Raw genomic sequence first — 21,820 nt, forward strand, 5'->3', positions numbered from 1 at the left:
CTTCACCAGCCGCTCCCGAAGGTCCCGTTGATCGGGTCGCTGCGGTGGCAGGCGGGGCAGCGGAGGCGGGTGTAGATCGCCACCGTGCCCATGCAGACGTCCTCGCGGCCGTCGAGCGGGGAGGCCGACCGGGCCGGCTCGCCGCAGTCCGCGCAGCGGCGGTGGGGGCGGGCGGTGATCGAGCAGGCACGGCAGACCAGGTGGGTGGGGTGCTCGGCGTGGACGACGACGGGCTGCGGGCCGCCGTGCAGCAGGTGGTCGCACCAGGTGCAGGACTCGTCCTCCTGCGCGGCGAGCATCCGCTCCCTGGTCTCCCGCTGCCACTTGGCCGCGTTCTGCAGCGGCACCTGCACCGGCGGCCCCCACCCGGCGGCGGCGAGCCACTGGGCGCCCTCCGCCCCGGCGGCCCGCAGCTGGTCGTCGACGGCGATGTCCCTGGGGGTCCTGTGCTTCATCGGGTCTCTCCTCCGGCGCGTCGTCCCGATGGGTTAACGCGGCCGGGAGGTGGTGGTCACGCGAACGACCCGGCGGTCAGCCCAGCGGCTCGGTGTCGCCGTGGGCGACGAGGAGCTTGCGGAGCAGGGTGTCGAGCTGGGCGCGCTCGTCGGCGTCGAGGGCGGTGAGGAGGCTCTCCTCGTTGCTGATGTGGCCGGGGAGGGCGGCGTCGATGAGGTCCTTGCCGGCCGGGGTGAGGCGGACCAGGACGGCGCGGCGGTCGGTGGGGCAGGGGTTGCGCTCGACCAGGCCCTTGGCGGAGAGCTTGTCGACCCGGTTGGTGATGGCGCCGGAGGTGACCATGGCGGACTTGAGCAGGGCGCGGGCGTTGAGTTCGTAGGGCTCGCCGGAGCGGCGGAGGGTGGCGAGGACGTCGAACTCGGAGGGGTCCAGCCCGCAGGTGAGGAAGTACTCGCGCAGGGCGTTGTCGACCCGGACGTTGAGCCGCCGCAGCCGGCCGATCAGGGCCATCGCCTCCAGCGGCAGGTCGGGGCGGTTCCTGGCCCACTGCTCGGCGATGTCGTCGACGGTGTCGCGCTGCTGCATGCTCTGTCATCTCCCTCGGACGGCCGGGCTGCTGCCGGTGCAGATATCTTAACATTCACATACTTGACGTTCGCCGATCCCGGGCGTAGAAATATCTCAACGTTCAGATAGTCAACGTTGAGGGGATTGGGAACCGCCATGGACCGCAAGCGCGCAGGGATCGCCGTCACCGCCGCACTCGCCCCGGCCGCCTGGGGCACCACCTACCTGGTCACCACCCAGCTGCTGCCCGAGGGCCGCCCGCTGCTGCTCGCCGCGCTGCGGGCCTTGCCCGCCGGGCTGCTCCTGCTGCTGATCGGCCGCAAGCTGCCCAAGGGGCGCTGGTGGGGGCGCGCGGCGGTGCTCGGGATGCTCAACATCGGACTGTTCTTCCCGCTCACCTTCGTCGGCGCCTACCGCCTGCCCGGCGGCGTGGCGGCCACCATCGGGGCGATCCAGCCGCTGCTGGTCGCCGGGCTCTCGGTCGGGGTGCTCCGGGTCCGGCCCGGGCGGCGGGCGCTGCTCGCCGGACTGGTCGGGGTCGCCGGGGTGGCGCTGCTGGTGCTCAAGAGCGGCGCGAAGCTGGACGGCATCGGCATCGCCGCGATGGTCACCGCGATCGGCCTGATGGCCACGGGCACCGTGCTGACCCGCCGCTGGAGCCGCCCGGAGGGCGCCACCATGATCGACCTCACCGCCTGGCAGCTGCTGGCCGGCTCGGTCTTCCTCGTCCCGCTGGCGGCCCTGGTCGAGGGCGCGCCGCCGGCCCTGAGCACCGCCAACCTGGCGGGCTTCGCCTACCTCGGGCTGCTCAGCACCGCGCTCGGCTACGTGCTGTGGTTCCGCGGCATCGAGCGGCTCGGCGCCGGTCCGGTGTCCTTCCTGGGGCTGGTCAACCCGGTGGTGGCCACCGTCGGCGGCCTGGTGGTGCTCGGCCAGACGCTCACCCCGTGGCAGGTGCTGGGGCTGGTGCTGGCACTCGGCGCGATGCTGATCGGCCAGGCCCCGGCCCGCCGGACCACGCCGGTCACCGCGCCGATCCCCGCCCCGGCAGCCGCCTCGGCCCGCGTCCCCGCCACCGCCCCCGAGCGCCGGGCACCGGCGGTCGCCCGCTGAGGGCCCGCACCCTGCGCTCCCGTCCCCGCCCCGTCGGCCACCGGCCGGCGGGGCACGGACGTACCCGGGCTCAGCCCGTGGCGCGGATGTAGATGTCGGCGGCGCCCGGCAGCCCGCCCGGGACGGCGGCCACGTAGATCCGGCGGGCCGACGGGGCCCGGGTGGGGACGGCGGACGGGCTGGTGGTGGGCGTCCAGGTCGGGGTGGGGACCGGGTCGCGGGTGCTGTCCTCGGGGACGTGCGCGGTACCGCCCGCGCCGCCGGTGCCTCCGGAGCCGTCCTCGGCCCCGTCGTCCGTACCGCCGTCCGCACCGGCCTCCGGGACGCCGCCCCCGGAGCCGTCCGGGTCGGGATCGGCCGGGGCGGGATCCGCCGCGACGGCCATCGGCGCGACGCCCGCCCCGGGGGCCACCACGGCAGCGGGGGCGGAGGCCGACGCGGACCCCGACGGCACGGGCGAGGGCGCTCCCGACTCCCCCAGCGACCCCGCCACCCCCACCGACCCCGCCGACTCCACCGCAGGCTCCGGCAGCTCCGGCGCCTCGGACGGCTCGTCGCCCCCGAGGGCGGCCGCGAGGTCCGGCGGCAGCGGGGCGGCGGGTCCGGGCGCCGGGAGGTCGTAGGCGCGCAGGAAGTCGCCGAGCCCGGGCTCCTTGCCGCCGCCGAGGCGGTAGTGGAGGTAGGCGACGGGCGCGCCGTCCGAGGTGCGGGTGTAGACGGCCCCGACCGGGACGTAGTAGCGGCCCGCGCCTGGGTGCTGGGAGGGGTGGAGGCCCGCCAGCCGTTCGGCGCGGTCCCGGTCGGTCTCCCGCCCGACCCGGCCGACGGTGAGCGCGTTGACGCCGCGCACCATCAGGGCGGCGCCGGCGGACACGCACAGCACGAGTCCGACGGCGACGGTGCGCCGCAGGACCGGTCGGCCGTGCAGGGCGGGCCAGGAGTCGGTGACCACGCGCTCGGGTGGGATGCCGTCCACGGTTGCTCGTTCCCCCGCTTCGATCAGGACGTCCGACCGGCACCTCGGGTCGGGACGTCGCACTCTGCTCGACGTGGGACGCTAGCGGAGAGTTCCTCAGCCCAGGTAGGCGGGGGCGACGGCGGCCTTGGTGACCAGCCGCGGGGCACCGGAGCCGTCGGCCGGGACGGTCCACAGGTCGGCGCCGTAGTCGCCGGGCAGGGCGTACACCAGCGTCCCGGTGTCGGACCAGAGCGCCTGGTCGTCGATGTTGCGCTGCTCGGCGGTGGCGGTCTCGGTGCCGGTCGCGAGGTCGAGGACGTACAGCCGCCAGGGGGCGTCGGGCGACAGGCCGGGGACGCGCTTCTTGTACGCGATGCGGGTGCCGTCCGGGGAGAGCGAGGGGCACTCGACGTTGTCGTGCAGGGTGGTGAGGGTGCGGGCGGCGAGGTCGCCGCGGACGAGGTGGGTCTGCCCGGAGCTGGCGAGGGTGGCGTAGAAGGTGTTGTCGTCGGCGAAGGTGACGCCCCAGATGTTGACGTCGTGCGCCTGGTACGGGTGACCGTCCTTGACGACGGCGAAGTCCTCCAGGTTCTCCCGCAGGTTCCAGTCCCGGACGTCGACGATCGAGGTGCGGGTGGAGAAGTCCGAGCCCGCGTAGGAGTCCCCGCTGACGAAGACGGTCCAGGAGGCGAGGTGCCCGGACGGCGAGACCCGGGAGCGGGTGGGGATGCCGGCGGCGGGGAAGGAGCGCCGTTCGTGCAGGTGGTCGTCCAGGACGACGGCCCGGTAGGTGTCGTCGAGCGCGCCGTGCTGGGCCTGGAGGCAGATGCCGGTCCCCGCGGCGGCGTGGAAGCGCAGGCACTGGGTGCCGGAGGCGGTGCGCGGGCCGTCGGGGTGGTCGGCGGGGACGCTGGTGATCTCGTCCCGGTGCGGCCCCCAGGCCATGTTGCGGAAGAGCAACTGTCTTCCGCTGGTCGGAACTCGGAGCGAGACCGGGCCGGGTTCGACGGCCGGCCCGCCGGCCTGGGCGCGGTCCCGTTCGGAGCTGCGGTCGGCGGCGTAGAGGACGGCGCCGGTGCCGACCGCACCGAGCACCAGGACGGCGATCAGCAGCACGAGCACCCGGCTGCGGTTGTTCCAGGGGTTCACGTTCTGCGGGTTCACGTTCTGCGGGGTCACGTTCTGCGGGGTCACGGACTCTCCTCCACGCTCTGCTCCACGACGACGGGTTCCGAACGGCGCAGCACCACCGCCGCGCCGGCCACGCACAGCGCCAGGGCGCCCGCGGACCAGGCGAGGGCGGTCGACCCGCCCACCGCGCTCCACAGCGCGCCGAACAGCAGCGAGCAGGCGAACCGGGCCAGCGCCTGCCCGGTGCCGACCAGGGCGAGCCCGGCGCCGCGCTGTTCGGCGGGGACGGCGTCGGCCGCGGCGGCGGCGAGCACGCCGTCGGTGGCCGCGTAGAAGGAGCCGTGCAGCAGCAGCACGCAGAGCACGGCGGGCAGTCCGCGCAGCGGCGAGAGCAGCAGCCCGTACCCGAGCAGCAGGACCCCGTGGCCGAGCAGGAAGAGGCGGCGGCGCCCGATCCGGTCGGCGAGCGCGCCGAACGGGACGGCGAGCAGCAGGAAGGCGGCCGCGGTGCCCAGCGGCAGCAGCGGGAACAGCGTGACGGACAGGCCGAGCCGGCGCTGGATCAGCAGGTAGAGGAAGGAGTCGCTGACCGTGGTGAGCCCGAGCAGGACGGCGCACAGGGTGAGCCGGCGCAGTCCGGGCAGGCGCAGCAGGGTGAGGCTACTGCGCAGCGAGGGGGTGGCGGTCGACGGCGCCTCGCCGGTCTGCCGGTTCGGCACGAACAGCAGCAGGATCAGCACGCCGAGCGCCGCGACGCAGGCGCTGACCGTGAACACCGCGTCGTAGCCGTGCCGTTCGCCGCCGTCGGCGAGCAGCGGGCTGCCGGCCAGCCGCAGCACCAGGAAGGCGGTGAGCGGGCCGAGCAGGGCGCCCGCGGTGTCCATCGCCCGGTGCACGCCGAACGCCCGGCCGCGGTGGGCGGGTTCGGTGGCCAGCGAGATCATCGCGTCCCGGGGGGCGGTGCGCAAGCCCTTGCCGGTGCGGTCGACGGCGATGACGGCGCCGATCAGCGGCACGGTGTGGACGAACAACAGCAGGGGCCGGCACACCGCGGAGAGCCCGTAGCCGACGGCCGCGACGGCCTTGTGCCGGGCGGCCCCGTCGCGGCCGCGGCGGTCGGCGAGGTGGCCGCCGACCAAACGGACCAGGGCGCTGAACCCGTTCTGGATGCCGTCGAGCAGGCCGAAGCCGAGCGGGGAGAGGCCGAGTCCGGTGAGCAGGTAGAGCGGCAGCACGGCGTTGACCATCTCCGAGGAGACGTCGGTGACCATGCTGACCGCGCCGAGGGCGAGGACCGCCCCCGGCACCGAGCGCAGGGCGGCGCCCCGCCGCACCTGGCCGGTGGCCGGTGCGACGGGGGCCTTCGAGCTGCGGGAGTCCGCGACGTACACGGGCGTCAGTTCCAGATGCCGGTGATGTCGGAGGCCCCGGCGGAGTTGCCGGCGTGGGCGTTGACGCCGGCCAGGTCCTCCAGGGTGTGCAGCACGTCGTAGTGGTTGTACCGGGTGGAGGTGGAGCTGCCGGGGGCGACGTGGGCGCCGTAGACGAGGGTCGGGATGCGGTTGCCCGACAGCTTGTTGTCCTCGTCGAAGGTCACCACCAGCAGGCTGTTGTTGCTCTTGGCCCACTGGGCGTAGGCGTCGAGGTTGTTCTGCAGCCAGGTGTCGCCGGTGCCGACCGAACAGTCGTGCATGTCGTCGCAGAGGTCCGGGGTGACGAAGGAGACCTTCGGCAGGGTGGTGAAGTCGGTCGGGAAGGCGTCCATGCCGTAGGCGGTGGAGGTGGGCACGTTGCCGAAGCCGAACCACGGGTTGTGCTTCTGGGCGTAGTTGTCGACCCGGCAGTCGGTGGCGCCGACCGAGGGCAGGCCCTCGTTGTAGCTGGCCCAGGTCTGGTTGGCGGCGAGCAGCTCGGAGGCGAGGTTGGGCTGCTGCATCGCGCCGACGTCCACGCAGCTGTCGTCCGTGACGCCCTGGGCGCTGCCGGAGAACAGCATGTAGTAGTTGGGCTGGCTGGGGTGGGTGAGCGCGTAGGACTGGGTCAGCGTCGCGCCGCCGGCCGCCAGGGTGTTGTTGAAGTACGGCGCGTTGGAGCTGCCGATCACCTGCGAGTAGGCGTGGTTCTCCATCATCACAACCACGATGTGGTCGGGCGAGGGCAGGGCGGCGGCGGTGTCGGCGGCCGCGTCGCCGCTCGCGGCCCACAGGCCGAGCGAGCCGGCGACCAGGCCGAGGCCGGTGGCGAGGGCGGTGATCGGGCGGAGCCTGCGGCGACGGGCGGGGCGCGGGCCGGCCGTGGGGGTGCCGGGGGTGCGGGGTCGTGCGAAGGCCATGGGGTCCTCCGGGGGTCGGGGCTTCCGGGGCGGGAGCGCCGAGAACAGTAGGATCGCGGCGTGTCGTGTACCGCACAAGAGAAGTGAAGAACAGACGAACAGCTGCGAGGCGGTCCCGGTACGGAGCAACCGGACGCCGGACCACACCGTGCAGGGCAGCTGCCGGGAACCACGGCGCAGGTCACACCCGCCGCGATTGACCCCCCTCCACCGCCCGTGGTGGGATCACGGGGGCCCGCGAGCACCGGGCCGGGGACGGCAAGGAGTGCGGTACGTGATCGGACTGGTCGCCATCTACGGGCCGGGCCGCCCGCTGACCGACGAGCTGCAGGAGCTCTGGCCGGAGAGCAGCCACGCCTACCGGGCCTCGCGCGGCAACTGCTTCCAGGGGCCGGAGGCGATGCAGTTCGCCCTCGACCGCCACCGCCAGGTGATCGCCGTCGGATCGCTCGCCGCCGTCGTCGGACTGCTGACCGACCCCCGCGTCGACGTCCCGCGCGGCGCCGAGGTGCTCTGCGTGGACCCTGGCCGGCGCTGGGTGATCCCGCTGACCCACTCCGACTCCGCAGTGGAGCTGGCCGAGGAGGTGGCCGGCGCCCTCGGCGTCACCCCGGTGTTCACCGGCCCGCAGCCCGACCCCGGGAGCCCGGCCGACGCCGGGAACCCCCTCGACGTGCTGACCCCGCACGCCGTCCGGTACCGCCGGGCCGGTGCCGGCGAGGCCGCGGAGGCGGCGGCGGACGGCCGGCCGGTACGGCTGGTCACCGAGGTGGCGTACCCGCTGCCCGCACTGCCCCCGAACGTACGGCCGGACGCGCCCGAGGACGCCCCCGTCCTGCGGGTCACCGACCGCGAGGACCCGGACGGCGAGGACCTCCTCGTCGTCCCGCGCACCCTGGTCGTCGGCATCGGCGCGGGCAGCGGCACCGGATCGGCCGACGCCATGCGCCTGCTGACGGACGTGCTCAAGGAGACCGGCTACCTGCGCTCGGCGATCGCCCGGATCGCCACCGTGACCGGCAAGGCCGACCACCCGGCGGTGCGATGGGCCGCGCGCTGCCTGAACGTGCCGGTCGACGAGCACCCGGCCGAGGCCCTGGCCCGGCTCACCGTGCCGAACCCGTCCGCGGCGGTCGGCACGGCCGTCGGCACCGCGAGCGTCGCCGAGGCGGCGGCCCTGGCCGGCGCCGACGGCGGCGAACTCGTCGTCCCCAAGCGGAAGTCGGCCACGGCCACGATCGCGATCGCCCGGGCGGCGGTGCGCGGCCGGCTGGCGCTGATCGGCCTCGGGCCGGGCGCCCACGACCTGCTGGTGCCGCGCGCGCTGGCCGAGCTGCGCCGCGCCTCGGTGGTGGTGGGCCGGCCGGCGGACGTCGAGGCGGTGGCCGCGCTGCTCCGGCCGGGGACGCGACAGGTCGTACTGCCGGAGCCCGGGACGGTGCGGAACGCCCGGGGCGCGGTACTGGACCGGGCCGGGGTGGCGACCGACCGGGCCGGCCGGGCGGTCGACCCGGCCGGGGCGGCCGCCACCCTCGCCGCGCACGGGCACGCCGTCGCGCTGGTCGCCCTGGGCGACGGCGCCGGGCTCACCGTGCCCGCCGGGGCGTACGAGCTCCTACGGGTGCCCGGCCTGCCCGGCGCGCCCGGCCTGCCCGCCGACACGGACGGGGTCCCCGCATGACCGCCACCGACCCGACCGCCACCACCGCCACCGCCACCGCCACCACCACCGCCACCGCCACCGCCACCGCCACCGACCCGGCCACCACGGACCCGGCCGCCGCCGAACCCGACCTGCGCCACCACGGCGACGCCGAGGTGCGCGCCGACGGGAGCGGCCTGGTCGACCTCGCCGTCAACGTCCGCACCGGCACGCCGCCCGCTTGGCTGCGCGAGCACCTGGCCGCCACCCTCGGCACCCTCGCCGCCTACCCCGACCAAGGCGCCGCCCGCGCGGCGGTGGCCGCCCGGCACGGGCGCCCGGTCGAGGAGGTGCTGCTCACCTCGGGGGCCGCCGAGGCCTTCGTGCTGCTCGCCCGAGTTCTGACGGCACGTCACATCGTCATGGTGCACCCACAGTTCACCGAGCCGGAGGCCGCACTGCGGGACGCCGGGCACCGGGTGCACCGGGTGCTGCTCTCCCCCGGGGACGGGTTCCGACTGGGCGCCGTCCCCGAGCAGGCGGACCTGGTCGTCCTCGGCAACCCGACCAACCCGACCTCCGTCCTGCACCCCGCCGAAGCTGTCGCCGCGCTCGCCCGCCCCGGGCGCACCCTGGTGGTGGACGAGGCGTTCATGGACACCGTGCCCGGGGAGCGCGAGTCCCTCGCCGCCGCCCGGGACCTCCCCGGCCGGGTCGTCGTCCTGCGCAGCCTCACCAAGACCTGGGGCCTGGCCGGACTGCGGATCGGCTACGCGCTCGGACCGGCGCCGCTGATCGCCGCCCTCGGCGCCGCCCAGCCGCTCTGGCCGGTCTCCACCCCGGCACTGGCCGCCGCCGAGGTGTGCAGCGGCCCGGCGGCGCTCGCCGAGGCGGACCGGGCGGCCGCCGAACTCACCCTGTGGCGCGACTACTTGGTGAAGGGCCTGGCCGCCTTCCCGACCGTACGACTGCACGGCGAGCCGGCCGCCTCCTTCGTCCTGGTCCGGCTGCCGGGCGCGGCGGCGGTCCGGGCGCGGCTGCGCGAGCTCGGCTTCGCCGTCCGGCGCGGGGACACCTTCCCCGGCCTGGGCGAGGACTGGCTGCGGATCGCCGTCCGGGACGAGGAGACCACCGACCGCTTCCTCAGCGCCCTGGAGGCGGCGCTGCGTCCAGCCTGACCGGGTCGCCGGTGCGGATCGCCCCCGGCGCCAGCACCTGGGCGTACACCCCCGCGCAGGGCAGCGCCGGCATGCCCGCCAGCGGGACCAGCCGGTTGCGTGCGGCCGGGCCCCGCAGCGCCTCCGTCCGGCGCGGCAGCGGGCCGTGCCGCAGGGTGGGGACGGCGCAGCGCGGGGTGGGTGCCACGATGCGCAGCCGTAGGCTCTCCCCGACGGTCAACTCCCGCCCCACCCAGGCGTTCTCGACGAATCCCTCGCCCTCGGTGCGGAGCACCAGGTTCGGCCGGTAGCGCTCCGCCTCGACGCCGAAGGCGAGCAGTGTGGAGCTGGTGATCAGGTGCAGCGGGGCGAAGTCGAAGAACCCGCCGTCCGGTGCGGCCCGCCCCAACTCGTTGACGGTCACCGGCACTTCCGCCTCGATCCCGCGCGCCAGCACCTCCTCCGGGACGGCCCGCTCGACCTCCGCGCCGGGCGGGCGCTCGGCGATCAGGGCGAGCTTGCGGCCGAAGGCCTCGGACAGCTCCGCCTCGCCCGCGGCGCGCCCGTCCGGGCCGGTCACCGCCACCCGGCCGTCCGCCGTGGCCGTCGCCGAGTAGTCGAGCAGCCCGGCCCAGCGGTGGGGGTTCTTGGCGCTGGCCACCCGCCCGGTCTCCAGGTCGAGCAGGGCGCGCGCCCGGTCCCCGGCCAGGCCCCTCGTGGACACCTCGGCCGCCGGGAGGTCCTCCCCCAGCAGCGACTTGACCGGGTAGCGCTGCAGCCGCTCGACCCGGCCGACCAGCTCGCCCGCGGATCCGCCGCTCAGCACTCCGCGTCCTCCGCCCACTCCCGCAGGGCCGCGAAGTGCAGGTCCCGCAGCCCCGCCCGGGGGTCGACCCAGAGCGGCAGCGCCTCGGCCGGGTGGTGCGCCGCGATCCACTCGATGTCCTGCGGCCCGAGTTCGTCGTCCAGCCAGACGAACGGCCGCCCGGCGGCCCAGGCCACCAGGTCCCTGGTCTTCCAGTGCAGCCCGTCCGGGTCCTCCCCGCCCTCGCCGAACAGGTCGGTCCAGCGGACGTACGGGAGCTCGGGCAGCCCGAGGCGCGGGCCGATGAAGGTGTTCGCCTCGTCCATCCAGGTGGTCGCCCAGACCAACTCGTACGGCAGCGAGAGCAGTTCCGGCCCGTGCGCCGGATTCAGCCACACCCGCAGCGGCTCGACCTGCTCCCGCGGCTGCGGAGCGTGCCGGGCGACCCAGGACTCGGGCAGCAGCCGGTGGGTGCCGTAGCCCTCGGGGCAGCGGGAGTCCGGTGCGGCGTAGGGGTTGAGCGGCCCGTCCACGTCGATCAGGAGCAACGGCGACCCGGTCATGCGGCGGCCGCCCAGTCCCGCAGGGTCGCGAAGTCGCCGGCGAGCATGCCGACCCGGGGGTTGACGTGCAGGGTGAGCGCCGGGCCCGGGTGGTGCGCCGCGATCCACTCGGCGTCCTGCGGCCCGAGTTCGTCGTCGACCCAGACGAACGGCCGCCCGGCGGCCCAGGCCACCACGTCCTTCGTCTTCCAGTGCAGCCCGTCCGGGTCCTCGCCGAACAGCTCCGTCCAGCGGACGTAGGGGAGTTCGGGCAGCCCGAGGCGCGGGCCGATCAGGGCGTTCGCCTCGTCCATCCAGGTCGTCGCCCACACCAACTCGTACGGCAGCGCCAGCAGTTCCGGCCCGTGCGCCGGGTTCAGCCACACCCGCAACGGCTTCGCCTCGCCGTCGGCGGAGCGCCTGGTCTGCCGATCGGCCCACCAGGTGGGCATCAGCTCGTGCGTCCGGTAGCCGTCCGGCCGCCGCAGCCTCGGCGCGGCGTAGGGGTTGAGGGGTCCGTCCACGTCGAGGAGGAGCAGCGGCTGTCGAGTCATGCCGTGAATTCTCCGGCGGGCGACCGGGATTGACCAGTGGTTTACCCCGCCTGCGGTCGGCGCCACAGGCCGCGGGCGGCCAGCAGCGGCAGGACCCCCTCGCCGAACCAGTAGGCCTCCTCCAGGTGCGGCATGCCCGACAGCACGAACTCGTCGATCCCCAGCTCGTGGTACTCGGCGACCAGGTCGGCGACCTCCCGGTGGCTGCCCACCAGCGCGGTGCCCGCCCCGCCGCGGAGCAGCCCGATGCCGGCCCACAGCCCCGGGTGCACCTCCAGCCGCTGCGCCGAGCCGCCGTGCAGCGCGAGCATCCGCCGCTGCCCCTCCGACTCGCTCTCGGCGAGGGCCCGTTGGGTCTCCCGGACCCGCCCCGGGTCCATGCCGGCGAGCAGCCGTTCGGTCTCCGCCCAGGCCTGCGCGGAGCTGTCCCGGGTGATCACGTGCAGGCGGATCCCGAACCGCACCGTCCTGCCCCGGGCGGCGGCCAGCTCACGGATCCACCCGATCTTCTCCCGCACCTGGGCGGGCGGTTCGCCCCAGGTCAGGTAGACGTCGGCGGAGCGGGCCGCGACCTCGCCGGCCGCCGGGGAGGAGCCGCCGAAGTACACCGGCGGCACCGGGTCGGGCAGCCGGGTCAGGCGCGCCCGCTCGACCCGCAGATGGGGGCCGTCGTGGTCGACGGTCTCCCCCGCCCAGAGCCGCCGGGTGATGTCCAGGAACTCCCCGGTGCGGGCGTAGCGGGCGTCCTTGTCCAGGAAGTCCCCGTAGGCCCGCTGTTCGGCGGACTCGCCGCCGGTCACCACGTTGAGCAGCAGCCGCCCGCCGGACTGCCGCTGGTAGGTCGCGGCCATCTGCGCCGCCAGCGTGGGGCTGAGCTGCCCGGGCCGGAACGCCACCAGGTACTTCAACCGCTCGGTCACCTGGGTCAGCATCGCGGTGGTCAGCCAGGCGTCCTCGCACCAGGCACCGGTCGGCGTGAGCGCCCCCTCGAAGCCCAACTGCTCGGCGCTGCGGGCGATCTGGCCCAGGTAGCCGATGCTCGGCGGCCGGTCGGAGCCGGCCGTCCCGGGCGTCGAGCCGTGCCCGCCGCCGACGATCTGCCGGCTGTCGCCGTTGGTGGGGAGGAACCAGTGGAAGGTGAGAGCCATGGAACGGACACACTCCTGCGGCCGGTGCGGTCTGGGGTCGGTCGGTCCTGCTTGGGTCCTGCTGCTGAGAACTCACCGACAACGACGACAGCCGGCCGCCCACACCCGCGCCAGGTCCACGTGCAGTCGGCGCACGAGGAGGCGGGGACGGGGAGCGGTCATGCGCTCGATTATGCCCGACCCGGCGAACACCGGGCAGGGCAGAGCCCGTAGGCCCTCCCCCGGGCGGGGAAGGGCCTACGGACGGTGCACGCCAGGGGCGGGGATCAGACCTGGCCGGCCTTCTCCAGGGCCGCGCAGCAGGTGTTGATCAGCAGGCGGGTGACGACGTACGGGTCGACGTTGGCGTTCGGGCGACGGTCCTCGATGTAGCCCTTCTGCTCCACCTCGACCTGCCACGGGATGCGGACGGACGCGCCGCGGTTGGAGACGCCGTAGCTGTAGACGTTCCACGGGGCGGTCTCGTGCTTGCCGGTCAGGCGGGACTCGATGTCGGCGCCGTACTGGGTGACGTGGTCCATCACGATCTCCTGGGAGGCGCCGAGCGACTCGCAGGCGGTGATGATGGCGTCGTAGCCCTCGCGCATCGCCTTGGTGGAGAAGTTGGTGTGGGCGCCCGCGCCGTTCCAGTCGCCCCGGGCCGGCTTGGCGTCCAGGGTGGCGTCGATGCCGAACTCCTCGGCGGTGCGGTAGAGCAGGTAGCGGGCGATCCACAGGTCGTCCGAGACGGTCAGGGCGTCGACCGGGCCGATCTGGAACTCCCACTGGCCGGGCATGACCTCGGCGTTGATGCCGCAGATCGCCAGGCCGGCGTCCATGCAGCGGTCCAGGTGCAGCTCGACGATCTCGCGGCCGAAGACCTCCTCGGCGCCGACGCCGCAGTAGTAGCCGCCCTGCGGGGCCGGGAAGCCGCCCTCGGGGAAGCCCAGCGGGCGGGAGCCCTTGAAGAAGGTGTACTCCTGCTCGATGCCGAAGATCGACTCCTGCACGGTGTACTTCTCCTCGACCTCGCGCAGCAGGGCGCGGGTGTTGGACTCGTGCGGGGTGCCGTCCGTCTCCAGGACCTCGCACAGGACGAGGATGTTGTCGCCACCGCGGATCGGGTCCTTGGTGACCTTCACCGGGTCCAGCACGCGGTCCGAGGCGTGGCCCTCGGCCTGGTTGGTCGAGGAACCGTCGAAGCCCCAGGTCGGGATCTTGTCGGCGTTGGGCAGGACGCGAGTCTTGGAACGGAGCTTCGCGGTCGGCTTGGTGCCGTCGATCCAGATGTACTCGGCCTTGATTGCCACGGCGTGTCCCTCGATTGCTGGGTGGTGGATGCCCGCGTAGCGTCGCAAGCCGCCGTTTCCCGGTTGTTCCTCTCGTGTAACGCGCATGTGAACCAACCGTCCGCATCGGCACGGTCACGGTGCGGGAGTGCCGGGCGTGGCACCCCGCACCGCTGCGGGTGCTCAGCCGCGACGGGCGTGCGCGGCCCGGCGGCGCCGGGTGGCCCACAGCGCGGCCGCACCGCCCGCGACCAGGGCGGCGGCCCCGGCGGCCAGCGGGCCGGTGGCGCTGCTGCCGCCGGTGCTGGCGAGCCGCTCGGGCTTCTCCACCGCCGCCTGCGGCACGGCGGCGCGCGAGGTGCCGGCGTCCGCGACCGGCTGGGCGGCGGGCGCGGACGTCGGCACGGCGCTCGGGGTGCCCGGCGTGCTCGGAGTGCCGGTGGCGGCGGGGCCGGACGGCTTCTCGCAGCTGACCGAGGCGACGGTGATCTTCCCGGTGACCTTGGCGACGTTCAGGTTGAGCGGGTTCACCTCCACCTGCACCTCCAGGGCCGAGGCGGCGGCGGTGGTCGTGGTGGTGCTCTTCCTGGAGAACTCCACCGACACGCTGCCGACCAGCGGCACGTCCACCTTGGTCGGGCCGTACAGCCCGACGGTGACGGGCTTGCCCAGCACGGTCAGCTTGGCGGGGGCGACCACGTTCGCGGTCGGCTGCCCGTCGACCGGGCAGGTGGCCTCGGCGCTCATCGCCTCCAGGCCGAGCAGCGCGGTGGCGGGCAGGCCGGGGGCGTGCACGTCGGCGTTGACCAGCTTGACGGAGGCGGTGGCGCCCTTGGCGTCGACCCGGGTGACGGACGTGCCGATGTCCGCCTTGACCAGCTCGACCGGGCCGTTCTGGTCGACGCCCGCGACCTTGGCGGTCAGCACCGAGCCGTCCCTCTGCTCGGGCGTCTCCACCTTGTTGAGCGCGATGTCCACCGGGACGTCGACCGCCTTGTTCAGGAAGCTGACGTCCAGGGCGACCTCGGCGGTGACGGCACGGGCCTTGCCCGACGAGGGAGCGGTCGTGGCCGGCGCGGAGGCGGTCGACCCGGTCGTGGCCGGCGCGGCCTGGACGGGCCCGGCGGTGAGCAGCGTGCTCACCGCCACGGCGGCGGATGCGGAAACGATTCGGCGAGACGGCCGGGACAGCTGGGAAGACCGGAAGGACCGGGAAGACATGGCGAGACCCCCACACAGGTGAAACGATGAGCCGCCAGTCTTCTCAAACGATCCGTCACATGAGCCTCACGGAACGTCATTTCACTCGTTGGGGTGAGATTGACGTCCGGCACTGACCGGGATCTGCTACGGGAGCAACTCCCTTACGGCAGCCGCCAGTCCACCGGCTGCGCCCCCTGCCGCACCAGCAGCTCGTTGGCCCGGCTGAACGGCCGCGAGCCGAAGAAGCCGCGGTCGGCCGACATCGGGCTCGGGTGCACCGACTCCACCGTCGGGATGGTGCCCAGCAGCGGCCGCAGGTTGCGGGCGTCGCTGCCCCACAGGATCGCCACCATCGGACCGCCGCGCGCCACCAGCGCCCGGATCGCCTGCTCGGTGACCGCCTCCCAGCCCTTGCCCTTGTGGGCCCGGGGGTTGCGCGGCTGGGTGGTCAGCGCCCGGTTCAGCAGCAGGACGCCCTGCTGCGTCCAGGGCGTGAGGTCGCCGTTGGACGGCTGCGGCAGGCCGAGGTCGGTGCCGTACTCCCGGAAGATGTTGATCAGGCTCGGCGGGATCGGCCGGACGTCCGGTGCCACCGAGAAGCTCAGGCCGACGGCGTGGCCGGGCGTCGGGTACGGGTCCTGCCCGACGATCAGTACCCGGACGTCGGCGATCGGCTGCTGGAACGCCCGCAGCACGTTCGGTCCGGACGGCAGGTAGGTGCGGCCCGCCGCGATCTCGGCGCGGAGGAAGTCGCCCATCGCGGCGATCTGCCCGGCGACGGGTTCAAGTGCGGTGGCCCAGCCGGGCTCGACGATCTCATTCAGTGGACGCGGTGCCATGGTCGTCACCCTATCGGCCGATACCGACAGGGCGTCACCACGGAGGGTCACCGCGAACGATCACCGGGAGCAGCCACCGGGCCGCCCACCGCCTCGCCGACCGCCGCGCCCGGTCACCCCACCGGCCGCCCCCGCAGCACCACCGTGCGCGGGTCCGCGAGCACCCGGACGTCCGCCCGCGGGTCCTCCTCGTAGACCACGAAGTCCGCCGGAGCGCCCTCCTCCAGCCCCGGCCGCCCGAGCCACTCCCGTGCGCCCCAGCTCGCCGCCGACAGCGCCTCGGCCGGGCTCAGCCCCGCCTTCACCAGCTCCGCCACCTCGTCCGCGACCAGCCCGTGGGCGAGCGAACCGCCCGCGTCGGTGCCGACGAACACCGGGATGCCCGCGTCGTGCGCGGCGCCCACGGTGTCGTAGCGGCGCTCGTGCAGCCGCCGCATGTGCGCCGACCAGGCCGGGAACTTGGCCTCCCCGCCCGCCGCCAGCTGCGGGAAGGTGGCGATGTTGACCAGGGTCGGCACGATGGCCACCCCGCGCTCGGCGAAGGCCGGGATCAGCTCCTCGGTCAGCCCGGTGGCGTGCTCGACGCAGTCGATCCCGGCCGCCAGCAGGTCCGGCAGCGACTCCGCCGCGAAGCAGTGCGCGGTGACCCGCGCGCCCTCCTCGTGCGCCGCCGCGATCGCCTCGGCCAGCGCGTCGCCCGGCCAGCAGGCGGCGAGGTCGCCGCGCTCGCGGTCGATCCAGTCGCCGACCAGCTTCACCCAGCCGTCGCCCCGCCGGGCCTCGGCCCGCACGTAGGCGGCGAGGTCCCCGGGCTCGATCTCGTGGGCGTAGTTGCGGATGTAGCGGCGGGTGCGGGCGATGTGCCGGCCGGCCCGGATGATCCGGGGCAGGTCCTCGCGCCCGTCGATCCAGCGGGTGTCGGCGGCCGAGCCGGCGTCGCGGATCAGCAGGGTGCCCGCGTCACGGTCGGTGAGCGCCTGCTTCTCGCTGGTCTCGGCGTCCACGGCGCCGTGCGCGTCCAGGCCGACGTGGCAGTGCGCGTCCACCAGGCCGGGCAGCACCCAGCCCGTCACCGTCCGGACGTCCCCGGCGGTCGGCGGTCGGGTGAAGCTCACCCGGCCGTCCACCACCCAGAGTTCGTCCCGGACCTCCTCCGGACCGACCAGCACCCGGCCCCGGACGTGCAGCACCGCACCTTCAGTCATGGCCGCACTCTACCGACGGGCGCGTTCCCTGCCACCGGCACGCATGCGGCAGACTCGTTGCCGCACCCACCACCCGCCCCGTGAAAGGCCATGAAGCCGTGAGAGAGCGCAGCGAGCGAACCGTCAAGAGGAGCGCGTGGGCGAACGCCCTCGCCGAGCGAAGCGAGGCGGGCGCGTGAGTTCCTTCCTCGACCTCCCCCCGCTCAGCGCCGCCGGGTTCGCGGCGATCGAGGACCAGGTCGCCGCGCTGCTGCACACCGGGGCCGACGTCATCGTCACCCAGGGCGAGGCCCTGCTGCCGCTGGAGGCCGCGATCCGCGGCGCCGCGCACCCCGGCTCCACCGCGCTCAACATCGTCACCGGCCCGTACGGCCAGACCTTCGGCAACTGGTTGCGCTCCTGCGGGACGACGGTGGTCGACCTCGCGGTGCCCTTCGACAGCGCGGTGAGCCCCGAGCAGGTCGGCGAGGCGCTGGAGAGCCACCCGGAGATCGACTTCGTCTCCCTGGTGCACGCCGAGGCCGCCACCGGCAACACCAACCCGGTCGCCGGGATCGCCTCCGTGGTCCGTGCGCACGGCGCCCTGCTGATGCTCGACGCGGTCGCCTCGGTCGCCGCCGAGCCGCTGCTCACCGACGAGTGGGGCATCGACCTGTGCGTGATCGGCGGCCAGAAGGCGATGGGCGGCCCGGCCGGGGTCTCCGCCGTCTCCGTCTCCGAGCGCGCCTGGGAGCGGATCGCCGCCAACCCGGCCGCCCCGCGCCGCTCCTACCTGTCCCTGTTGGACTGGAAGGAGCGCTGGACGGACGCCGGCCGCACCGTACTGCCGCACGCCCCGGCCCAGTTGGAGATGCTCGCGCTCGGCGCCTGCCTGGACCGGATCGCCGCCGACGGCCTGCCCACCGTGATCGCCCGGCACCGCGCCGCCTCGGCCGCCACCCGGGCCGGCGCCCGCGCCCTCGGCACGCTCAGCCCCTACGTCCACCAGGACGCCGCCGCGGCTCCGGTCGCCACCACCCTGCGCACCCCGGCCGGGGTGCACGCCGCCGAGCTCGCCGCCGCCCTCGACCCGGCGCTGCCCGTCCAGCCCGGCGGCGGGGCGCTGGCGGCCTCCATGCTCCGCGTCAACCACTACGGCACGGCGGCCTCGCTGGACACCGTCCGGGCCTGCCTGACCGCCCTCGCCACGGCCACCGGGGGCGACGCCGACGCGGCGCTGGAGGCGGCCGGGGCGGCGTGGAAGGCCGCCGCCTAGGAAACGCCGAACGGCCCCCGAATCACTTCGGGGGCCGTTCTCCCGGCTGCGCTCAGTGCCCGCCCGCGTCCACCACCTCGACGCCCCGGATGTTCCGCTCGATCTCCTCCGCCGGCAGCGCGACGGACAGCGCCCAGTAGTAGATGAGCAGCGAGAACACCACCACGACCCCGATGTCCCACCACAGCGGCAGGTTCCCCTGGGCGCCCACGCCGAAGGTGCCCTGCCAGGAGACGATCCCCATCCCGACCAGGTAGACCGGCAGCCACTGCCCGGCCTTGAAGTCCATCCGCGGCGCGTTCGGCACCCCCTTCGAGGCGGCGTACGCCGAGTACCCGCCGAGCAGCGCGTACCCGATCAGGATCGCCAGCCCGAGGCGCCACAGGGTGTCCCAGCCGGACCAGTAGATGACCAGGCTCGCCACCGCGAAGGCGATCGGCGAGATGACCGTGCCGGCCGGCAGGTGGTACGAGCGCTCCATCCCGGGCAGCCGCTTGCGCAGCACCCCGAAGGCCAGCGGCGCGCCCGCGTACATCAGCACCACCGCCGAGGTGATGAAGCCGACCAGCTTCTGCCAGCTCGGGAACGGCAGGAAGCAGACCACCCCGGCGACCCAGGCGATCAGCAGCCCGAGCCAGGGCACCGAGTTGCGGTCGGTGTACTGCAGGGCCTGCGGCGCGTAGCCGTTGCGGCTGAGGCCGTAGGTGACCCGGGAGCTGGAGGTGATGTAGACCAGCCCGGTGCCCGCGGGCGAGATCACCGCGTCGATGAACAGGATCGTCGCCAGCCAGCCGAGGCCGATCAGCGTGGCGAGGCCCGCGAACGGGCCGCTGATCCCCGGGTAGTCGAGCTTGGCCCAGCCCCCGGCGAAGGTCTCCGGCGGCAGGGCGCCGATGAACACCACCTGGAGCAGCACGTAGATGATCGTGCCGATCACCACCGACCCGAGGACGGCCCGGGGGATGTCCCGGCGGGGGTTGCGGCTCTCCCCCGCCCACTGGATGGCCTGCTCGAAGCCGAGCAACGCGAAGATCACGCCGCTGGTGCTGATCGCGGCGAGCACGCCCTTGGCGCCGTCCGGGGCGAAGCCGTGCACGGTGAAGTTGGAGCCGTGGAAGTCCTGGATGCCGAGCGCGAAGATCGCCAGGATCGGGATCGCGACCTTCCACACGGTGGCCACGCTGTTGGTGTGGGCGAGGAGCCGGACGCCGAGGAAGTTGATCGCGACGAACACGCCCATCAGCACGGCCGCGACCAGGAAGCCCGTCCCGGTCAGCGTCAGGTCCTTGTTGAGGAAGCCGTCCGCCCAGGTCCAGTGCCGGGCGTAGTTGATCATCGCCTGGACCTCGATCGGCGCGATGGTCGCGGCCTGGAGCCAGGTGAACCAGCCGAAGGACATCCCGGCGAAGCCGCCGAAGGCGTAGTGGGGGTAGCGGGCCGTGCCGCCGGCGACCGGGAACAGTCCGCCCAGCTCGGCATGGATCAGCGCCAGCAGGACGATCGCCACCGCGCCGATGCCCCAGGACAGCAGCGCGGCGGGCCCGGCCGCCACCGCCGCCTTCTGCGCCCCGAACAGCCAGCCGGAGCCGATGATCGCGCCGACCGAGGCGAAGAGCAGCCCGGCGACGCCGACCTCGCGCTTCAGCCCGCCGTGCCCCGTGGGGGGCGATGCCGTCGTCTTGGAATGGGCCATGGCGCCACGCCTCTCACCTCGGGGAATCCCCCCGACAGTGCCGCAGCGGCATCCGCACCCACCGAGAAACGCGCCGCGCCCCACGCCCCCTCACCCGAACGGCCGGAGCGGACGGCACCTGGCCGCCGGTCGGCGCGGCACCATCCGCCCGGCCCGGCCCCGCCCCAACGGTTTTCGGTCACTCCCCCCGACACAGTTCCCCGGGCGTTCATCCGACCGGCACGCGGAACTCACCGGGGACCGGCAGGCTCCGCCCAGAGCCGAAGTTGGCTAGACAACTTACCGCCGAGGAGGAGACCGTGACCGAGCTGCCGCCGTACTGGCTGCGCGACAACTGCCCCTGCGCCGACTGCCGGGACCCGCGCAACGGCCAGAAGCTGTTCCAGATCGACGACCTCCCGCCGGACCTCGCGATCGCCGCGAGCACGGAGACCGACGGCCACCTGGAGGTGCTCTGGTCCGACGGCCACCGCTCCCGCTACCCGCTCGCCTGGCTGGCCGAGCCGGCGGGCGGCGACGGTCGCACCGAGCAGGACAAGCGGCTCTGGACGGCCGCCGACTTCGCCCACGGCATCCCCGAGGCCGACTGGGAGGCCTACCTCACCGACCCCGCCGAGCAGGCCGCCGCCCTCGCCGCCGTCCGGCGCAGCGGCTTCGCGGTGCTGCGCGGGGTGCCCACCGTGGAGCGGCAGGTGCTGCGGGTGGCCGAGAGCTTCGGCTACGTGCGGGTCACCAACTACGGCGAGCTGTTCGACGTCCGGGTCGAGCCGGACCCCAACAACCTCGCGTTCACGAACAGGACGATCGCCCCGCACACCGACAACCCGTACCGCGACCCGGTGCCGACCCTCCAGCTGCTGCACTGCCTGGAGAACTCGGCGACCGGCGGCGACTCCGGCCTGGTGGACGGCTTCCAGGCAGCCGCGATCCTCCGGGACGAGGCCCCCGAGGACTTCGCGACGCTCACCCGCACCCCCGTCCCCTTCGTCTTCCGCGACCGCCGCACCGAACTGCGCGCCGACCGCCCGCTGATCGACGTGGACCCGCTGGGCCGGATCCGCGAGGTCCGGTTCAACAACCGCTCGATCGGCACGCTCCGCGGCGACGACCGGGAAGCCTTCTACGCCGCCTACCGCCGGTTCGCCGCGATCACCCTGCGCCCCGAGCTCCAGCTGACCTTCCGGCTCGGCCCGGGCGACTGCCTGGTCTTCGACAACACCCGCCTGCTGCACGCCCGTACGGCCTTCCAGCAGGACGGCCACCGGCACCTCCAGGGCTGCTACGCGGACCTGGACTCCCTGCACAGCACCCTCGCCGTGCTGCACCGCCGCACCGCCGCCCTGGACGAACTGGCCGGGCTGTTCGCGGGCGAGGGCGCCGGGGAGTACCTGGGCGAGGCCGTCACCATGGCCGAGCACATGCTCCAGGCCGCGGCCGCCGCCGAGGCCGCCGGGGCCCCCGGCCACCTGGTCGCCGCGGCCCTGCTGCACGACGTCGGACACTTCTTTGATGAGCACGGCCACGGCCCGCTGCACGGACGGGATCTGATGGAAGGTCAGGACAACCGGCACAGCCACACCGGCGCCGACCGGTTGGCCGCCTGGTTCGGCCCGGAGGTCACCGAGCCGGTCCGGCTGCACGTGGCCGCCAAGCGCTACCTGTGCGCGGTCGAGCCCGGCTACCGCGCCCGGCTCTCCGAGGCCTCCGAGTACACCCTCACCGTCCAGGGCGGCCCGATGGACGCCGAGGAGGCCGCCGCCTTCGCCGAACTCCCGGGCGCCGTCCACGCGGTGGCCGTGCGCCGGTGGGACGAGCAGGCGAAGGAGCCGGGCCTGCGGACGCCGGACTTCGAGCACTACCGCCCGCTGCTCGCCTCGCTCATGCGCTAGGACGCGCAGGACGCGCAGGACGCGCAGGACACGTAGGACGCGCAGGAACCCCGAACGACGCCC

20 protein-coding genes are annotated in these 21,820 nt (G+C 74.4%); 5 read left to right on the top strand and 15 right to left on the bottom strand.

What is annotated here, in order from left to right; translation table 11 throughout:
* Positions 1-2 precede the first annotated feature (2 nt).
* Positions 3-455, bottom strand: coding sequence for a hypothetical protein (locus ACFXOZ_RS30535; RefSeq protein ID WP_375894577.1), 453 nt, complete (start codon positions 453-455; stop codon positions 3-5).
* A 76-nt stretch (positions 456-531) separates the two neighbouring features.
* Positions 532-1,041 carry a MarR family winged helix-turn-helix transcriptional regulator gene (locus tag ACFXOZ_RS30540; protein ID WP_375894574.1) on the bottom strand — a complete coding sequence of 170 codons (510 nt, stop codon included), beginning with the start codon at positions 1,039-1,041 and terminating at the stop codon, positions 532-534.
* A 138-nt stretch (positions 1,042-1,179) separates the two neighbouring features.
* Between ACFXOZ_RS30540 and ACFXOZ_RS30545 the strand changes: the two genes are divergently transcribed.
* Positions 1,180-2,136 carry an EamA family transporter gene (locus ACFXOZ_RS30545; RefSeq protein WP_380593390.1) on the top strand — a complete coding sequence of 319 codons (957 nt, stop codon included), beginning with the start codon at positions 1,180-1,182 and terminating at the stop codon, positions 2,134-2,136.
* Between the two features lie 70 nt (positions 2,137-2,206).
* On the opposite strand, the gene ACFXOZ_RS30550 is transcribed toward ACFXOZ_RS30545, so the two are convergent.
* From ACFXOZ_RS30550 to ACFXOZ_RS30565, 4 genes are all read right to left on the bottom strand, one after another.
* Positions 2,207-3,112 carry a hypothetical protein gene (locus tag ACFXOZ_RS30550; RefSeq protein ID WP_380593391.1) on the bottom strand — a complete coding sequence of 302 codons (906 nt, stop codon included), beginning with the start codon at positions 3,110-3,112 and terminating at the stop codon, positions 2,207-2,209.
* A 96-nt stretch (positions 3,113-3,208) separates the two neighbouring features.
* Positions 3,209-4,243: a TolB family protein gene (locus ACFXOZ_RS30555; protein ID WP_380593401.1), complete on the bottom strand. Its 1,035-nt coding sequence runs from the start codon at positions 4,241-4,243 to the stop codon at positions 3,209-3,211.
* A gap of 41 nt (positions 4,244-4,284) precedes the next feature.
* Positions 4,285-5,616: an MFS transporter gene (locus ACFXOZ_RS30560; RefSeq protein ID WP_380525178.1), complete on the bottom strand. Its 1,332-nt coding sequence runs from the start codon at positions 5,614-5,616 to the stop codon at positions 4,285-4,287.
* A 5-nt stretch (positions 5,617-5,621) separates the two neighbouring features.
* The gene (locus tag ACFXOZ_RS30565; protein WP_380593392.1) at positions 5,622-6,557 is read right to left on the bottom strand and encodes an alkaline phosphatase family protein; all 936 of its coding nucleotides are present in this window, start codon (positions 6,555-6,557) and stop codon (positions 5,622-5,624) included.
* A gap of 274 nt (positions 6,558-6,831) precedes the next feature.
* Here ACFXOZ_RS30565 and ACFXOZ_RS30570 point away from each other — a divergent pair, with 274 nt between their 5' ends.
* Together ACFXOZ_RS30570 and cobC are read left to right on the top strand one after the other, a co-directional pair.
* On the top strand, positions 6,832-8,238 hold the full coding sequence (locus tag ACFXOZ_RS30570; protein ID WP_380593393.1) for a cobalamin biosynthesis protein: 1,407 nt from the start codon (positions 6,832-6,834) through the stop codon (positions 8,236-8,238).
* Positions 8,235-9,377: an Rv2231c family pyridoxal phosphate-dependent protein CobC gene (gene cobC, locus ACFXOZ_RS30575; protein WP_380593394.1), complete on the top strand. Its 1,143-nt coding sequence runs from the start codon at positions 8,235-8,237 to the stop codon at positions 9,375-9,377. Before ACFXOZ_RS30570 ends, cobC begins: the two co-directional genes overlap by 4 nt.
* On the opposite strand, the gene ACFXOZ_RS30580 is transcribed toward cobC, so the two are convergent.
* The 8 genes from ACFXOZ_RS30580 to ACFXOZ_RS30615 all read right to left on the bottom strand — a co-directional run bounded on the left by ACFXOZ_RS30580 (position 9,343) and on the right by ACFXOZ_RS30615 (position 16,920).
* Entirely contained in the window at positions 9,343-10,182 is an 840-nt protein-coding gene (locus tag ACFXOZ_RS30580; RefSeq protein ID WP_380593395.1) for an MOSC domain-containing protein, read from the bottom strand. The genes cobC and ACFXOZ_RS30580 overlap by 35 nt on opposite strands.
* Complete coding sequence (locus tag ACFXOZ_RS30585) at positions 10,176-10,724, bottom strand: hypothetical protein (protein WP_380593396.1); 549 nt, start codon at positions 10,722-10,724, stop codon at positions 10,176-10,178. The genes ACFXOZ_RS30580 and ACFXOZ_RS30585 overlap by 7 nt, the downstream gene beginning before the upstream one ends.
* Entirely contained in the window at positions 10,721-11,257 is a 537-nt protein-coding gene (locus ACFXOZ_RS30590) for a hypothetical protein (protein ID WP_375894546.1), read from the bottom strand. Before ACFXOZ_RS30590 ends, ACFXOZ_RS30585 begins: the two co-directional genes overlap by 4 nt.
* Positions 11,258-11,298: 41 nt before the next feature.
* Complete coding sequence (locus tag ACFXOZ_RS30595; RefSeq protein WP_380593397.1) at positions 11,299-12,405, bottom strand: LLM class flavin-dependent oxidoreductase; 1,107 nt, start codon at positions 12,403-12,405, stop codon at positions 11,299-11,301.
* 266 nt (positions 12,406-12,671) lie between these two features.
* On the bottom strand, positions 12,672-13,694 hold the full coding sequence (glnII, locus tag ACFXOZ_RS30600) for a glutamine synthetase GlnII (RefSeq protein WP_375894540.1): 1,023 nt from the start codon (positions 13,692-13,694) through the stop codon (positions 12,672-12,674).
* A gap of 162 nt (positions 13,695-13,856) precedes the next feature.
* On the bottom strand, positions 13,857-14,822 hold the full coding sequence (locus tag ACFXOZ_RS30605; RefSeq protein WP_380593398.1) for an SCO1860 family LAETG-anchored protein: 966 nt from the start codon (positions 14,820-14,822) through the stop codon (positions 13,857-13,859).
* 215 nt (positions 14,823-15,037) lie between these two features.
* Complete coding sequence (locus ACFXOZ_RS30610) at positions 15,038-15,715, bottom strand: uracil-DNA glycosylase (RefSeq protein WP_380525186.1); 678 nt, start codon at positions 15,713-15,715, stop codon at positions 15,038-15,040.
* 113 nt (positions 15,716-15,828) lie between these two features.
* On the bottom strand, positions 15,829-16,920 hold the full coding sequence (locus tag ACFXOZ_RS30615) for an amidohydrolase family protein (RefSeq protein ID WP_380525187.1): 1,092 nt from the start codon (positions 16,918-16,920) through the stop codon (positions 15,829-15,831).
* Positions 16,921-17,095: 175 nt separating this feature from the next.
* Between ACFXOZ_RS30615 and ACFXOZ_RS30620 the strand changes: the two genes are divergently transcribed.
* Entirely contained in the window at positions 17,096-18,175 is a 1,080-nt protein-coding gene (locus ACFXOZ_RS30620) for a pyridoxal-phosphate-dependent aminotransferase family protein (protein ID WP_380525188.1), read from the top strand.
* A gap of 52 nt (positions 18,176-18,227) precedes the next feature.
* Here the strand turns inward: ACFXOZ_RS30620 and ACFXOZ_RS30625 are convergent, their stop codons facing one another.
* Positions 18,228-19,868 carry an APC family permease gene (locus ACFXOZ_RS30625; RefSeq protein ID WP_380525189.1) on the bottom strand — a complete coding sequence of 547 codons (1,641 nt, stop codon included), beginning with the start codon at positions 19,866-19,868 and terminating at the stop codon, positions 18,228-18,230.
* Between the two features lie 299 nt (positions 19,869-20,167).
* Here ACFXOZ_RS30625 and ACFXOZ_RS30630 point away from each other — a divergent pair, with 299 nt between their 5' ends.
* On the top strand, positions 20,168-21,757 hold the full coding sequence (locus ACFXOZ_RS30630) for a TauD/TfdA family dioxygenase (protein ID WP_380593399.1): 1,590 nt from the start codon (positions 20,168-20,170) through the stop codon (positions 21,755-21,757).
* The last annotated feature ends 63 nt before the right edge of the window (positions 21,758-21,820 follow it).

This window comes from Kitasatospora sp. NPDC059160, assembly GCF_042755465.1.
Taxonomy (GTDB): domain Bacteria; phylum Actinomycetota; class Actinomycetes; order Streptomycetales; family Streptomycetaceae; genus Kitasatospora.